A 15,179-nucleotide genomic window follows, 5' to 3' on the forward strand; every position below is an offset into this window, starting at 1 on the left:
CGTCTGCCGACCCACGGCGCGGTCACGACCATCCGGAACGCGCGGCCGAGCATCCGGTTGTCGTTGCCGTCGCACCGGGGGGGGCGAACGCTTTACTAGCCAGCCTGATCGATCCTTCGGGCGACCTCGCTCGGCAAGGAGGTGCCGGACGTCGGCAGCAGGCGATGAAGCGCCGTCTGCACGCGCTTGCGGGCGATATGATACGCCTTGTGACGAACGACCCGCATCGCATTGGTTCGCCACGACCGGCTTTCGCCGAGCGACGCTTCCCATTTGGCCTCTTCCGCCTCGAGGATCGCAAGCGCCAGGCGCAAGCCATCGCGCCTGCCACGCGCATAATCGTCGGTGTTGGGGAGCGTCTTCATCGTGGCGCGACGTTGGCCTGCCCCCCGGCCGCTGACAAGGCAAATCCCGGTGCGCGGTTTCGGGTGTCGACCGGCCCCCGAAGCGCGGCTCAATTGCCGTCGGCGTCGACCATCACCACGATCGGCCTTCCGCGCGACATCGGCTCCCACCCCGCGGACACGGCCGAGCGCACGCAGCGCGCGATCGTCGCGTCATCGAGCTGGAGCCGGCCACGCGGCAATCCCTTCAACAGCCGCTTCGGCGGCGGAAATTCGATCAGCGCCGCTCGCTGGGCATCCTGTTGCAGGAGCGAGATCGTCATGCCCTTCCACCCCTCGTCGTCCGATTGGTGGGGTTCGCTGTGCAGGTGCCACTCATAGGCCACGCCATCGACCGTGACGGTTCCGGCATTCGTTCGGGATTTGGACATGGCCGGACCTCTAGCACAGCATATCCGCACGGGCGCAAATCGGCCGCGCGGTCGCCCGTGACGACTTGGTTTTCGCGGGAAGGCGAATCAGGTCAGGCGCAGCAATGCTTGTGCTTCTTACCCGATCCGCAGGGGCATGGATCGTTGCGGCCGACCTTCACCGGCACAATCGCCTCCACGCCGATCGCGCGGGGCTGGCCGGCACGCGCGCGTGCCCCGTGGAGACGCTGCACCGCATCCGTCAGTTCGGCCACCGCGCGGTCTTCGAACGCGTTGACCTCGACGCTGTCGAGATCGCTTTCGTCGTGCGCGATCGCGATCAGGGCCTGCAGGCGGCGCCACGCGTCCGCCCATTCGGGATTTGCCGCCCCCGCGCTCCACGCGTCCGGCCGCAGCGCGACCGCATCGGAAAAGCCGTCGATCCAATATTCCCACAGAATCTCGCCGTCCCGCTCGTCGATGTCGAGGATCGGCTGCAGCCTGCCGCGGGCCAGGTCGCGCGCGATCTCGTCGCGCCGCGCCGCCACCGCCTTGACGAACCATTGTACGTCGAGCGGATCGTCGAAGGGCGGCACGCCATCGACGTCGACGCCCCAGATGACCGTCATCCATTCATCCACGGGGATCGGTTCGGGACAGATGATGAGGCCGGTCAGAAAACCGTCGAGTTCGGTGAGCAGCATCGGCTCTTCGACCGGCAGGTCCGCCAGCGCGCCATCGAGACGGCGAAAGCGGGACGGCATTTTCCTCACAGGCTGATGCCGCGCCGACGCATCTCGTCCTCCGCCATGGCGCGAAGCGGCGTCGGATCGCCCCCGGCGAAGATATCGGCGAAGTCGAGCAGATCTTCATCGCCCAGCGCCGCCACCGCCGCCTCGATGGCGGCAAGCCGCTGGCGATCGGCTTCCCTCTGGTGGGCGAGGCGCTTCATACGGGTTTTGAGCATGGGGGTCCGTTAACAGGAACGACCGGATTTGACAGCGCCAGATCGCCTGCCCTGGACGGTCCCTGCACGCCGAACGTCCGCGGGCGGTCTTGACGCAGGCTGCGCGAATGCCGACGTCCGCATCCGGGAACAGGAGAGGCATGATGGTCGAGGCACGGTGGAACGGCGCGCGCATCGCGAGCAGCGACGACACGATCATCGTCGAGGGCAACCATTATTTCCCGGCGGAGAGCGTCGATGCGACGCTGTTGCGTCCCAGTGAAACGACGACGGTCTGCCCCTGGAAAGGGACGGCCCATTATTACTCTCTGCACGTCGCGGGCGCCGACAATCCCGACGCGGCCTGGTACTACCCCGATCCCAAGTCCGCGGCGGACGCCATACGCGGCCGTATCGCCTTCTGGAAAGGCGTGACGGTCGGCTGATCCGAGGCGTTTGTATCGACGGTCGGTGCGCGAGCGGCAAGGCGGCTCGGCCCCGCCTTCCGAATAGGCGCGTCACCGGCTTAGCGACGCTGCATTCCCGCCGCGCCACAGCAGGCCGCCCGCCGCCAGGCACCCCAGTAACGGCAGCACCGTCGCGCACGCCGGCAGCAGCGCGATATCGCCGACCGCCGTCGTGGCGAGACGCACCGGGCCCGCCGCGACGATCCCCGCGAACGCCAGGTTGCCGAGCGCGGCGGCAGTCTTCAGCACCGCCAGGAACAGGCCGACCGCGGACGCCTCGCCCTCTCCGCCCGCCGCCAGCGACCGCTGGACGGCATCGGTCAGCAGCGCCCAGATCGCAAGGCTCATCCCGCCAAGGGCCGCGCCGTGCAGCGCCATCAGCACGAACCCGGGGGCATCCGCGGTGGTGATCGTCAGTCCCGTCATCGCGACGCCCCCCAGCGCATAGGCAAGGGTCGCGATCGTCCGCGGCGGGTAAAGCCGCGCCAACGCCATCCAGCCGGGCAGCGCCAAAGATTGCGCCATCGTCAGCGTCAGCAATGCCGGGGCCGCCCATCCCGCATCGGCGTGCACCGCCCGCCCGAAAAAGGGCAGTGCGCGCTGGAACAAGGGGATCAGCCCCGCCTGCAACGCGATCACGCACAACAGGCGCCGAAAGACGGGATCGCGCCAGTAATCGCGCATCGGGCGAGCGCGACGCATCGCATCGCGCCCCGGCGCGGGCGGCGGCGATACGCCGCGCGTCGCATACAGCGCCGCGAACAGCGTCGCGATGTAAAGCAGGCCGCCGATCATCGCACCGCCCGCGAACGACGATTGCTGCGCCGCCGACGCGGTCTGGCGCAGGCCCGGCCCCGATGCCAGCGCCAGCAATGCGACGCCCGCCGCGCTGAACAGCAGTCGCAATCCCGACACGCGCGCCGCATCGCCGGGCGCGCGTGCGACACGGATCAGCAGCGTATTGTGCCCGACGTCGCACAATGAATAACCGACGCGGCATGCGATGATCGCCGCGGCGACCGCTGTGGGATCGGACAAGGCGAAGACCAGCCAGAAGCCGATCCCGCACAACGGCGCGCCGATGACGATCGATTGCGCCAGGCGGTTGGTGACGTCCGATCGGTCCGTCCACCGCGCGACCACAAGATCAAAGGCCGCATCCCAGAGCAGCGCGGTCGCCAGCAGGCATCCCGCGGCGAGCGGACCAAAGCCGGCGATAGATACGAGATAATAGAGCATGATGCTCTCGAAACTGGACCAGACGACGCTCTTGCCGAGATTGGCGACGCTATAGCCGACCTGCACGGCAAGCGGATGCGGGCCGACGGGCGGCGGATCGGAAGCGAAGGCGGCCATGACGGCGATCCCCTAAGCGGATCGACTTTCATTTATTTGACACGCCGGAAAAATATAGAACGGCGCCATGCCGCGCCCGCAGATCCGCCTCAACGAGCCGCAACGGCGGCTGCTGCTGCAATTGCGGATCGAAGGCGCCGCGTCGCGCACGCGGCTGGCGCAATCGCTCGGCATGAACGGCGCGACGATGACGCGGCTGACGCAGTCGCTGCTGGCGCTCGACCTGATCGAGGAGCAGGAGGCGCGCGATGCGCCCGCGCGGGGGCGGCCGATGGTGCCGCTCGCCGTGTCCGGCAATGGCGGCTGGGCAATCGGCGCGGCGCCACATCCCGGCTGGCTCGAGCTCGTCATCGTCGATTTCTGCGGGCGGCCGATCGTCCACGACACGACCCCCTTCGACGATCCCGCCCCCCGCGTATTCGCGCAGATGGTGGAGCAGCGGCTGCAGATGCTGGCGGCGGCTCACGGCTTCCGGCGCGGCAAGTTCCTGGGCCTGGGCGTCGCGGTGCCGGGTTACGCGTTGCCGGGCGACCGCAACCGCCGCATCGTCGTCGATCGGCTGGCGGGATGGAATGCGGTGCCGCTGGCCGAGACGATCGGCGACGCGCTGGGCATGCCGGTGTGGATCGAAAACGACGCGAGCGCCGCCGCGCTGGCGGAATATTACCAAGACAACATCATCGGCCGGTACCGGTCGGTACTGACGCTGTTCCTCGGCCATGGCATCGGCGGCGGCCTGATCGCGGAGCGCGACCTGTTTCTGGGGGAGCATGGCAATGCGGGCGAGGTCGGCCGCCTGTTCCCCGGCCAGCGCGACCGGCCGTCTGGCATCGACCTGCTCCACGTCTTGCGCGATGCGGGCGTCCCGATCGATTCGCTGGCCGAGATCGAGATGCTGCGCGAAACGCACGCGCCGCTGATCGCCGCCTGGATCGATCGGGTCGTCGAACAGCTGGATCAGGCGGTGCTGAGCGGCACCGTATGGCTCGATCCAGGCGCGGTGATGGTGTCGGGCGCGCTGCCACTGCCCCTGCTGAAGCGCATCGCGGAGGGGCTGTCGCAGCGTTCGCAGGCGCGCGACGATAATTACCGGTCGTCGCTGCCGGCCATTCGCGCCTCCCGCATCGGCAGCCGCGCGGTGGTGATCGGCGCGGCGATGATCCCCATCCATGCCATCACCGCGCAGACCACGATTTAATTACATGTAAGCAAATAAAACTGTCATCGACCGCTGCGATGGGCCCGCCATTCAATCCGATGGGGGGTAACATGAAGAACCGATTGCTGGTGGGCGCCGCGCTGTGCGTCACGCCGTTCCTGATACAAACGGCATTTGCCCAGGCCATCGCGTCTGCGGACGCGGCGACGACCGCGGCAGCGGCAGCGTCGGCGCAGGACGAGGACCGGTCCGACATCATCGTCACCGGCTCGGCCCGTCAGCAGCGCCGCTTCGACGTCTCCTACGCGGTCAATTCGCTGGCGCAGTCGGACATCCAGAAGCTCGCGCCCAAGAGCACGACCGACCTGATCGGCACGCTGCCTGGCATCCACGTCGAGGCCACCGGCGGCGAGGTGCAGAACATCACCCGGGTGCGCGGCATCCCGACCGACCGCGGCTTCCTCTATTACCAGCAGGACGGCCTGCCGCTGTTCCAGGAGCTGGACGGCTGGTTCTTCAACCAGGGCGACGGCATGAACCGGCTCGACCTGATGACCGACCGGATCGAGGTGGTGCGCGGCGGTCCGGCGCCGATCTACGCCAGCACCGCGGCCGCGATCGCCAACGTCATCACCGTGACCGGCACCGACACGACCCGGGGCAAGGTGCAGGCGACGGTCGGCGACACCGGCTATTACCGGATGGACGCGTATCAGGCGGGGCCGCTGGGCGGCGACACCTATTACGCGGTCGGCGGCTTCATCCGCTACCACGACGGCTATCGCGACTCGGGTTTCCCGAGCGACCGCGGCGGCCAGATCCGCGCCAATATCAAGCACGACCTGCCGAACGGCTTCATCAAGCTGTCGGGCCAGTTCACCGACGATCACAACGTCTTCTATCTGTCGATCCCGACCAACGATCCGCGCAATCCGTCGGTCAGCCTCAACCCGTATATCGATTATTTCGACGGCACGCTGAACACGCCGGCGCTGCGCAACGTCACCATCCGCTATCGCGACCCGACCGGCACGATCCAGACCCAACGCGGCGACCTCGCCAACGGCCGCCATATCGTCTTCGGCAACTTCGCGGTGGATTACGAAGGCGACCATGGCGACTGGCACGTCTCCGCCAAGGGCGGCCTGACGCTGGGCACCGTGCATTTCGACGCCTTCTACTCGACGTCCAACCCGGTCGACGCGACCAGCTTCGCCAACGGCTATCTCGCCGCGGCGACGGCGGCCTTCGGCCCAAACGTCGCGCGCATGGGCTACAGCTTCGCCGGCACCGGCGGCCAGGGCACATACAATCCGGCTGCGGATTCGGGCCTGGTGATGCAGGCGCAGTATCGCGCGATCCAGACCGACTTCTATTCGTCGCAGGGCGATCTGTCGGTGACGCGCAAGTTCGAAACCGGCATCGGCACGCACGACATCCGCGTCGGCACCTACGGCTCGCTGTGGGGGCAGAAGATGTTCACCACCTATCAGAACTACCTGATCCAGGTGAAATCGCAGCCGAAGACGCTGGACCTTGCCGCCTATTCGGCGAGCGGCGCGGTGCTGGGCTATGTCACGGACAACGGCTCGCTCAACGACGCGGTGTCGCTCAACGCGGGTAGTGTCGATGGACAGCTGATCGCGCTGTACGGTACCGACACCTGGGACATCACCGACCGGCTGCGCCTCGACGCGGGCTTCCGGCGCGAATGGTACAGCTACAGCGGCTATGCCCGCCTGACCGGATCGTACAATCTGGGCGATGCCACGACGCTCGCCGACAACAGCACGCGCGGCTTCACCGGCGGCATCGGCACGCTGCGCCTGAAGCAGCAGGCGACCAACTGGACGGTCGGCGCCAATTACGATCTCAGCCGGCATATCGGCGTCTACCTGCGCGCCTCGCAGCTCGACGTCCCGCCGAGCACGACGCTCGCCTTCACCTATCCGACGCCGCCGGCGATAGCGACCAAGGCGAAGCTGTACGAGGCGGGCATCAAGCTCGCCTCTGCCGGATCGTATCTCTACGTCACCGGCTTTTACACCAAGTTCGATCCGCTGAACGCGAGCTTTGCGGGCTTCAACCCCGCGACCGGCCGCGCGGACGTGACGACGACCTTCATCGGCACCGCCGAGACGAAGGGCATGGAGGCGGACGGCCGCCTGCGCCTGCCCGGTCCCTTCTCGATCGCCGGATCGGTGACCGTGCAGAACCCGCGCTACCTCAATTTCAGCAGCAACACCGGCCTCGATGGCAGCCGCGCCAACGGCAAGCAGATCATCCGCGAGCCCAAGCTGTTCCTGAACGTGCGTCCGACCGCGGACTTCACGATCGGCGGCGCCGGCGTCAGCATTTACGGCCGGTACGACTATGTCAGCCAGCGCTACACCGACTTCTTCAATTCGACGGCATTGCCGGCCTACGGGTCGTTCGGCGTCGGCGCGATGGTGACGACGGGCCTGTGGCAGTTCCAGGTGGCGGGCGACAACGTCACCAACGCGCATGGCTTTACCGAGGGCAATACCGCGGGCGACCGGTTCGGACAGGGCGTGCCGACGGCGATCTTCGGTCGCCCGCTGTTCGGCCGCAACGTCCGCTTCATCGTCAGCCGCAAGTGGTGACGCCGCGCCGCTGAGCGCATCCTGACGGCGCGGGCGGGCGATAGGCGCCGCCCGCCCTACCCCCGTACCGAAAGTTCTCCCCATGTATCGTCCGCTTCTCGCCGGCCTTGCCGCGTGCCTTGCCTGCTCCACCGCCCATGCCGCGCCGGGGGACGCGCTGCGCCGCCTCGCGGATCCCGACGGCGGCCTGATCGTGATCGCGCATCGCGGCTGCCACGAGGCGGCGCCACGGCACGGTCTTGCCGCGACGCCGGAAAACTCGCGCGCCGCGTTGCTGCAATGCGTGGCGCTGGGCGCGGACGTCATGGAAACCGACGTCCACCGCAGCCGCGACGGCGCGCTCGTCATCGTGCACGACGACAGCGTCGAGCGGACCACCAACGGCACCGGCAAGGTCGCCGACCTGACGCTGGCGCAATTAAAGGCGTTGCGGCTGCGCCAGGACGAAGGCGGCGCGGCGGCGGCGATCACGACCGAGGCGATGCCGACGCTCGACGAGCTGCTCGCGCTGGCGGAGGGGCGCATCGTCCTCAACCTCGACGTCAAGGACGCGATCTATGGCGAGGTCGTCGATGCCGTGCGGCGGGCGGGTGCCGAGGACCGCGTGATCGTGAAGACCTTTGCCGGCGCCGCGTCCGTCCCGCTCGCCGCCATCCCGCCCTACGATCGCGTGCCGTTCGCGGTCATCCCGATCACCGGCGATCCCGCGGCGGCCGACGTGCCCCAGGTCATCGCCACGCAGATGCAGGGCCGGATCAAACCGATCGCGATCGAGCTGCCCGTGCTGCCGGTCACCACGCTGCCCGCAGTAATGACGCGCGCGCGCGCGCTGGGCGTGCCGATCTGGATCAACACGCTGTTCAAGGGCTTCGTCACCGGGATGGGCGGTGATCCGGAGGCGCGGCACGATCCCGAAAGCGTCTGGGGCCAGCTCGCCGACCAGGGCGTACGGGTGTTTCAGACCGACGCGGTCGAGGATCTGCTGCGCTACCGCGCGACGCGCGCGCATCGCGCCCGCTGAGCCGAGGCGCCGGTCCACCGACCTGCGGGCCGCCATTGCCAAATTCGCCCCGCGCGTGCTTTGCGAGGCCATGGCGAAACGGAAGCGCTATCTCACCGCGACAATGCCGGATGGCTACGTCAAGACGATCGGCCCGACCGCGGCGGCGCTGACGCATTACTGGCGGATCGTCGCGGTGACCGAGGACGGGCGGACCGAGGTCTTCTGGGGCCATGCCAAGTCGCTGCGCGAGGCGACCGGCAAGAAGGCGGCGACCGACGAGGCGGCACGCCAGCGCGGCTGGCGCCGCTACCAGTTCGAGGTCGTCGCCCTGACCGAGAGCGAACACGGCGCGGCCACCTGAGCGACGCCCCGCACGGGCGACGTCAGCCGCTTAGGGCCGCCGTCGTCGCCCGCTCCGTCCCCGTCCAGGCGATGCCGCGCGCGGCGAGCCATTCGTCCCGATAATAGGTACAGGCATAGCGGTCGCCACCGTCGCACAGCAGCGTGACGATGCTGCCGGTTTCGCCGCGCGCCGCCATCTCCTCGACGATGCGCAGGCAGGCCCACAGGTTGGTGCCCGTCGATCCGCCGACGCTGCGGCCCAGGCGTCGCGACAGCGCCCGCATCGCGCCGATGCTGTCGGCGTCGGCGACGGGGATCATCCGGTCGATCACGGATGGCACGAAGCTCGGCTCGACGCGCGGTCGCCCGATCCCCTCGATGCAGCTGCCGCACCCCTCGGGCAGCGTCGTCGCGCCGCGATCCGCGAAATGGCGGTGGAAAATCGAATGTTCCGGGTCGGCGACGCACAGCCGCGTCCCATGCCGCTGGTACCGCAAAAAGCGGCCGATCGTCGCCGACGTCCCGCCCGTCCCTGCGCCGCAGACGATCCACGTCGGCGTCGGAAAACGCTCCTCAGCCATCTGCGCGAAGATGCTTTCGGCGATGTTGTTGTTGCCGCGCCAGTCGGTCGCGCGCTCGGCATAGGTGAACTGGTCGAGGTAATGGCCGCCGGTCTCCGCCGCCAGCCGATGCGCGACGTCGTAGACGGTGCGCGGATCGTCGACCGCATGGATTTCGCCGCCGTGGAAGCGGATCGCATCGAGCTTCGGCGCCGCGGTCGACGCGGGCACCACTGCAATGAAGCGCAGCCCCAGCATCCGCGCGAAATAGGCCTCGCTGACCGCGGTCGACCCGGACGACGCCTCGATCACCGTCGTGCAAGGTCCGATCCATTCGTTGCACAACGCATAAAGGAAAAGCGACCGCGCGAGGCGATGCTTCAGGCTGCCCGTCGGATGGCTGCTCTCGTCCTTCAGGTACAGGTCGATACCCGGATACCGCGGCAGCGGCAGGTGGATCAGATGCGTGTCGGCCGATCGGTTGAAATCCGCCTCGATCCGCCGCACCGCCTCGTTCAGCCACACCCGCGTCGTCCCGCCGCGTTCGTTGTCGCCCCGTGCCATCGTGTCCCGCACCGTCCCACGCATTACAAAACCGTCCGCACCCGCCACAATTCCGGGAACAGCACGACATCCAGCATCCGCCGCAGATAGGCGACGCCCGACGTGCCGCCCGTGCCGCGCTTCAGCCCGATGATCCGTTCCACGGTCGTCACGTGGTTGAAGCGCCAGCGGCGGAAATAATCCTCGAAATCGACCAGCTTCTCGGCAAGCTCGTACAGGTCCCACTGGCCCGCCGGATCGGCGTAGACGCGCGCCCAGGCGGCGACGAGTCCCTCGCTTTCGACGCGCTGCTGGGCGAGGTCGGCGCGCTCCGGATCGACCGCGTAGCCGCGCCGCGCGAGCAGGCGGATCGCCTCGTCATACAGGCTGGGCCGCGCCAGGATCGCGCGCAGCCGCTCGTCAAGATCGCGCCGATGCGCATGCGGCTTCAGCATCGCCGCATTACGGTTGCCCGCGACATATTCGATCGCGCGATACTGATACGACTGGAAGCCTGACGACTGGCCGAGCGAATCGCGAAACTGCGTATATTCCGACGGCGTCATCGTACGCAGCACGTCCCAAGCGCCGTTCAGCTGTTCGAAGATGCGGGCGACGCGGGTCAGCATCTTGAACGCGATATCCAGCCGGTCGGTCGCGATCGCGCTGCATGCCGCCTCCATCTCGTGCAGAGCCAGCTTGAGCCACAATTCGCTCGTCTGGTGCTGGACGATGAACAGCAGTTCGTCGTGCGCCGCCGACAGCGGGTGCTGCGCATCGAGGATCGCATCCAGCGACAGATAGTCGCCATAGGACATGCGCCCGCGAAACGACATCTCCGCGCCATCGCGGGCGGGATCGTAATGGGCGTCGCTCATGTCACGGCCTGCCGCGCCTGGAAGCGGGGATCGCGCCACGCCTCGGTCCGCATGATCTCCGCCAGGATCACGGCGCCCTGCACCACCTCCTCCTCGGTCAGGTACAGCGGCGTGAAACCGAAGCGCAGGATGTCGGGCGCGCGCACGTCGCCGATCACGCCGCGCGCGATCAGCGCCGCCATGATCGCATAGGCGTCCGGATGGCGGAACGACACCTGGCTGCCGCGCGCCGCGGGATCGCGGGGGCTGGCAAGAACCAGTGTCGGACATGCCGACTCTACCGAGTCGATGAAGCGTTCCGACAGGCGGATCGACGCGGCGCGCACGTCGGCCATGTCGACGCCGTCCCACACGTCGAGCGCCGCCTCCAGCGCGGCGAGCGCGATCACCGGCGGCGTGCCGACGCGCATCCGCTCGATCCCTGCACCGGGGCGATAGTCGGGGTCGAAGGCAAACGGCTTTTCATGCCCCATCCAGCCCGCCAGCGCCGGCTGCGCGGCATCGACGTGCTCGGGCGAAACGTAGATGAACGCGGGCGCCCCCGGTCCGCCGTTCAGATATTTGTACGTGCATCCCACCGCGAAATCGGCCTTGGCCCCCGCGACGTCGACGGGGATGGCACCGGCGGAATGCGCCAGGTCCCAGATCGCCAGCGCCCCCGCCGCATGCGCCCGCGCGGTCAGCGCCGCCATGTCGTGCAGCCGTCCGGTCCGATAATCTACCTCGGTCAGCAGCGTCACGGCGACATCGTCGGTGATCGCCTGCGCCACCGCCTCCGGCGCGACGACGCGCAGTTCGTGCCCCTGCCCCAGCGTGTCGAGCAGGCCTTGCGCGATATACAGATCGGTCGGGAAATTGCCGCTGTCGGACAGCACCACCCGCCGGTCGGGACGCATCGCAAGCGCGGCGGCGAGCGCCTGATAGACCTTGATCGACAAGGTGTCGCCGACGACGACGCTGCCCGCGGGCGCGCCGATCAATCGGCCGATCCGGTCGCCGACCCGCGGCGGCTGCGCCATCCAGCCGGCCTCGTTCCACGCGCGGATCAGCCGCTCGCCCCATTCGGCGCGGATCGTATGCTCGACCCGCGCCGCCGCCGCGCGCGGCATCGCCCCCAGCGAGTTGCCGTCGAGGTAGATCACCCCTGCGGGCATGTCGAACGCCGCGCGCGTCAGGGCGAAATCGGTCATCGCCGTCTACGCCAGCCCGCGCCGGATCAGCAGCGCCGAGACATCGGCATCGCGGCCGCGGAACGCGCGGAAGCTGTCCGCCGCCGGACGGCTCGCGCCCCGCGCCAGCACCTCGTCCCGGAACGCATCGCCCGTCGCGCGATCGACTAGCCCCGCCTCGGCAAAGCGGCGGAAACCGTCCGCCGCCAGCACCTCGGCCCACAGATAGCTGTAATAGCCCGCGGCATAGCCGCCCGCGAAGATATGGCTGAACGCGTGCGGGAAGCGATGCCAGGCGGGCGGGCGGATCACCGCCACCTCGTCGCGCACCGCGTCGATGACCTCCATCGGATCGGTGCCCATCGTGCCCAAGTGCAGTAGCAGGTCGAACATCGCGAATTCGACCTGGCGCACGACGAACATCGCCGAATGATATTGCCGCGCGGCGACCAGCTTCTCGAACATCGCGGGCGGCAGCGGCGCGCCCGTCTTGTAATGGCCGGACATGCTGGTCAGCACCTCCCGGTCCCAGGCGAAATCCTCCATCAGCTGGCTGGGCAGTTCTATCGCATCCCATTCGAAGCCGCTGGTCCCCGCGATGCTCGGCCGGTCGACACGCGTGCACAGGTGATGCAGGCAATGCCCCGTCTCGTGCAGCAGGGTGACGACGTCGTTGTGCGACAGCAGCGCGGGCGCCTCCGCGCTCTTCGGCGCGAAGTTGCACACCAGATAGGCGACGGGCACGCCGATCGTATTGCCGTCGTTGAGCCGCGGCCGCGCTTCCGACATCCAAGCGCCGCCGCGCTTGCCGGTCCGCGCGTGCAGGTCGATGTACAGACCCGCGAAGACGCTGCCGTCCTCGTCCGTGACGTCGTAATAATGCGCATGCTCATGCCACAGCGCGACGTCGTGGCGTGGGGCCAGGCGGATGCCGAACAGGCGGCCGAGCAACGCCTGCCACCCCTCCAGCACGCGCTCGACGGGAAAATGCGCGCGCACCTCCTGTTCGTCGACCGCATAGCGCGACGCGCGCAGCCGCTCGCTCGCAAAGCCGACGTCCCACGGCTGCAGGTCGGCGATGCCCAGCTCGGCGGCGGCGAAATCGCGCAGTTCGGCCAGCTCGCGCTCCGCGATCGGCTTGGCACGGCGGGCGAGATCACGCAGGAAGGCGAGCACCTCAGCGCCGTCCGGCGCCATTTTCGTCTCCAGCGACCAGGACACGGGATCGGTGAAGCCCAGCAGATGCGCCAGTTCGTGTCGCAACGCGAGGATTCGCGCGATCCGCGGCCCGTTGTCGAACTGCCCCGCGTGCGGCCCTTGGTCCGATGCGCGCGTGCCGAAGGCACGATAGACGCGCGCGCGCAGATCGCGGTTTTCCGCGAAGGTCAGGATCGCGTTGACGCTGGGCGCGTGCAGCGTGACCAGCCAGCCGTCGATACCCTTCGCCCTGGCGGCGGCGGCGAACATGCCGAGGTCGGCCTCCGACACGCCGGCCAGCAATGCGGCGTCGGTGACCTGCTCGTTCCACGCGTCGGTCGCATCCAGCACCGCGCTGCCGAAGTCGGTCGACAGCTGCGAAAGCTCGAGCGAAATGGCGGCGAACCGCGCGCGTCCCGCCTCGTCCAGCGCGACGCCCGACAGCCTGAAATCGCGCAGCGCATGCTCCACCGCGACGCGATCCGCCTGCGGCAGCATAGCGAACCCCGGCGTCGCGGACAGCGCGACGAGCAGGTCGTAGATGCCGCGGTTCTGCCGCAACCGCGTGCTCGCCTCGACCAGCTTGGCCATGCCCGCGGCATACGCGGCGCGCAGTTCGGGCGTATCGGCGACCCCGTGCAGGTGCGAGACCGCCGACCATAAGGCATCGACCGCATTGCCGACGCGCTCCAGCGGCATCCACGCCGCCTCGAACGTCGTCGGCGCCTCGCGCACCAGTTTCGCGACGGTTTCGTCCTGATCGGCGATCGCCCGGTCGAGCGCAGGCAGGATCGCGTCGGGCGTCAATGCGTCAAACGGCGGCAGGGCGGTGGGCAGCAACATGTCCGCGGTCGTGGTCATCGTGTCTCTCACTGATCGGCGCTTGGGCGCGCTTAAGCAATTCACCACGGGGAGTATAGGGTCGCTGCGTCCGGGTGGCATGCCGGCGCAGAAGGATCATGTCGCCGGCCATCCCCCGTTGCCGCCATTGTCGCGCGCTTCGGCCGCGCTGGTCCGGTGCGGGGAACCATGGCATGGACGGGCGCGTGGAACGCGGACCGCACATTCTCGTCGATGCCGACGCCTGTCCCGTGAAAGAGGAAATCTACCGCGTCGCCTACCGGATGGGCATCGCCGTCACCGTCGTCAGCAACGCGCCGCTGCGCGTGCCACCGCACCCGCTCATCAGCCGCGTCGTCGTCGGCGATGCCTTCGATGCCGCGGACGACTGGATCGCGGCACGGGCGGACGCCGCTGCGCTGGTCGTCACGGCCGACATCCTGCTCGCCGACCGATGCCTGAAGGCGGGCGCGAGGGTCATCGCCCCCAACGGGCGGCCGTTCACGACCAGCTCGATCGGCAATGCCGTCGCCGTCCGGGCGATCATGGCGGATCTGCGCGCGGGCGGCGATCGCATCGGCGGGCCGCCACCGTTCGGCAAGGAGGACCGCTCGCGATTCCTGTCGGCGCTGGACGCCGCGTTGACCGCGATGATCCGCGAGGCGCGCAGCTGACGGCCCGTCTCGGCCGTTACGCGCTTGATCCGACCGGGCGGCGCGGCCTAGGGCTTCTGGCCATGCAGCCTTTTCCCCGCCCCGCCCATGCCCGCGCGTTCGTCGCGATCCTTTCCGCCCTGGTGATGACGGCGTCGGCGGCCGCGAGCGCGCAGGTCCGCAAGACGCCGCACGCCGCCCCGCCGAAACCGGCGGCGGACAACGCGATCATTCCCCTGCCGTTGACGCCCATCGTCCCCGCGGCGCAGCGGGTGTGCGCGATGCGGACGCCGACCGGGCTCGGCTATACCATATTGCGCGCGGCGACCGGGCCGAAGCCGCCGGCGGACGCGACGGTGCTGGTCAATTACATCGGTTACCTGAACGCGACGGGGGCGGTGTTCGATCAGGCGATGCAGACGCCGATGCCGGTCGGCGCGGTCATCCCCGGCTTCTCGCAGGGCCTGCGGATGCTGAGCCGCGGCGGCGTCATCCGCCTCTGCATCCCCGCGACGCTCGGCTATGGCGCGCAGGCGTCGGGCCCGATCCCGGCCAATTCCGATCTGGTGTTCCAGGTCGAACTGCTCGATTTCAAGACCGCTGCCGAAATCGCCGAAATGCGCAAGGCCGCCCCCGGCAACGATGCGGCGGCGCCGAAGCCGTGATCCTGCTACGGGACGCCCGGGCC

General features: G+C 68.6%; 16 protein-coding genes. 7 read left to right on the forward strand and 9 right to left on the reverse strand.

What is annotated here, in order from left to right:
• Window positions 1-95 precede the first annotated feature (95 nt).
• The 4 genes from DM480_RS00240 to DM480_RS00255 form a co-directional block, all read right to left on the reverse strand.
• Window positions 96-365 carry a hypothetical protein gene (locus tag DM480_RS00240; protein WP_115377036.1) on the reverse strand — a complete coding sequence of 90 codons (270 nt, stop codon included), beginning with the start codon at window positions 363-365 and terminating at the stop codon, window positions 96-98.
• 89 nt (window positions 366-454) lie between these two features.
• Window positions 455-775, reverse strand: coding sequence for a hypothetical protein (locus tag DM480_RS00245; RefSeq protein ID WP_115377037.1), 321 nt, complete (start codon window positions 773-775; stop codon window positions 455-457).
• A 92-nt stretch (window positions 776-867) separates the two neighbouring features.
• Window positions 868-1,518, reverse strand: coding sequence for a UPF0149 family protein (locus tag DM480_RS00250; RefSeq protein WP_232834053.1), 651 nt, complete (start codon window positions 1,516-1,518; stop codon window positions 868-870).
• A gap of 5 nt (window positions 1,519-1,523) precedes the next feature.
• On the reverse strand, window positions 1,524-1,721 hold the full coding sequence (locus DM480_RS00255; RefSeq protein ID WP_232834054.1) for a hypothetical protein: 198 nt from the start codon (window positions 1,719-1,721) through the stop codon (window positions 1,524-1,526).
• Window positions 1,722-1,864: 143 nt separating this feature from the next.
• Between DM480_RS00255 and DM480_RS00260 the strand changes: the two genes are divergently transcribed.
• Window positions 1,865-2,146, forward strand: coding sequence for a DUF427 domain-containing protein (locus tag DM480_RS00260; RefSeq protein WP_115380574.1), 282 nt, complete (start codon window positions 1,865-1,867; stop codon window positions 2,144-2,146).
• Window positions 2,147-2,218: 72 nt separating this feature from the next.
• Here the strand turns inward: DM480_RS00260 and DM480_RS00265 are convergent, their stop codons facing one another.
• Window positions 2,219-3,523: an MFS transporter gene (locus DM480_RS00265; RefSeq protein ID WP_115377040.1), complete on the reverse strand. Its 1,305-nt coding sequence runs from the start codon at window positions 3,521-3,523 to the stop codon at window positions 2,219-2,221.
• Window positions 3,524-3,590: 67 nt separating this feature from the next.
• Between DM480_RS00265 and DM480_RS00270 the strand changes: the two genes are divergently transcribed.
• The 4 genes from DM480_RS00270 to DM480_RS00285 all read left to right on the forward strand — a co-directional run bounded on the left by DM480_RS00270 (window position 3,591) and on the right by DM480_RS00285 (window position 8,670).
• The gene (locus DM480_RS00270; RefSeq protein ID WP_232834055.1) at window positions 3,591-4,721 is read left to right on the forward strand and encodes an ROK family protein; all 1,131 of its coding nucleotides are present in this window, start codon (window positions 3,591-3,593) and stop codon (window positions 4,719-4,721) included.
• A 71-nt stretch (window positions 4,722-4,792) separates the two neighbouring features.
• Entirely contained in the window at window positions 4,793-7,306 is a 2,514-nt protein-coding gene (locus tag DM480_RS00275; protein ID WP_115380576.1) for a TonB-dependent receptor, read from the forward strand.
• 82 nt (window positions 7,307-7,388) lie between these two features.
• Window positions 7,389-8,327 (forward strand): glycerophosphodiester phosphodiesterase family protein, encoded by a 939-nt coding sequence (locus tag DM480_RS00280; RefSeq protein ID WP_115377041.1) that lies wholly within the window; start codon window positions 7,389-7,391, stop codon window positions 8,325-8,327.
• A 70-nt stretch (window positions 8,328-8,397) separates the two neighbouring features.
• The gene (locus tag DM480_RS00285) at window positions 8,398-8,670 is read left to right on the forward strand and encodes a hypothetical protein (RefSeq protein ID WP_115377042.1); all 273 of its coding nucleotides are present in this window, start codon (window positions 8,398-8,400) and stop codon (window positions 8,668-8,670) included.
• A gap of 22 nt (window positions 8,671-8,692) precedes the next feature.
• Here DM480_RS00285 and DM480_RS00290 read toward each other — a convergent pair whose 3' ends face one another.
• Genes DM480_RS00290 through DM480_RS00305 form a run of 4 tightly spaced genes read right to left on the reverse strand, consistent with a single transcriptional unit; the run spans window position 8,693 to window position 13,859 of the window.
• Window positions 8,693-9,775: a PLP-dependent cysteine synthase family protein gene (locus DM480_RS00290; protein WP_115380578.1), complete on the reverse strand. Its 1,083-nt coding sequence runs from the start codon at window positions 9,773-9,775 to the stop codon at window positions 8,693-8,695.
• A gap of 23 nt (window positions 9,776-9,798) precedes the next feature.
• Window positions 9,799-10,632, reverse strand: a complete 834-nt coding sequence (gene kynA / locus DM480_RS00295) for a tryptophan 2,3-dioxygenase (protein WP_115377043.1) — start codon at window positions 10,630-10,632, stop codon at window positions 9,799-9,801.
• Complete coding sequence (kynU, locus tag DM480_RS00300) at window positions 10,629-11,822, reverse strand: kynureninase (RefSeq protein WP_115377044.1); 1,194 nt, start codon at window positions 11,820-11,822, stop codon at window positions 10,629-10,631. The genes kynA and kynU overlap by 4 nt, the downstream gene beginning before the upstream one ends.
• Window positions 11,823-11,828: 6 nt before the next feature.
• Window positions 11,829-13,859: a M3 family metallopeptidase gene (locus DM480_RS00305; RefSeq protein ID WP_115377045.1), complete on the reverse strand. Its 2,031-nt coding sequence runs from the start codon at window positions 13,857-13,859 to the stop codon at window positions 11,829-11,831.
• A 173-nt stretch (window positions 13,860-14,032) separates the two neighbouring features.
• Here DM480_RS00305 and DM480_RS00310 point away from each other — a divergent pair, with 173 nt between their 5' ends.
• Both DM480_RS00310 and DM480_RS00315 read left to right on the forward strand, forming a co-directional pair.
• Window positions 14,033-14,512: a YaiI/YqxD family protein gene (locus DM480_RS00310; protein WP_115377046.1), complete on the forward strand. Its 480-nt coding sequence runs from the start codon at window positions 14,033-14,035 to the stop codon at window positions 14,510-14,512.
• 62 nt (window positions 14,513-14,574) lie between these two features.
• Window positions 14,575-15,156 (forward strand): FKBP-type peptidyl-prolyl cis-trans isomerase, encoded by a 582-nt coding sequence (locus DM480_RS00315; RefSeq protein ID WP_232834056.1) that lies wholly within the window; start codon window positions 14,575-14,577, stop codon window positions 15,154-15,156.
• The last annotated feature ends 23 nt before the right edge of the window (window positions 15,157-15,179 follow it).

It is taken from the genome of Sphingomonas sp. FARSPH (assembly GCF_003355005.1).
Lineage (GTDB): Bacteria > Pseudomonadota > Alphaproteobacteria > Sphingomonadales > Sphingomonadaceae > Sphingomonas.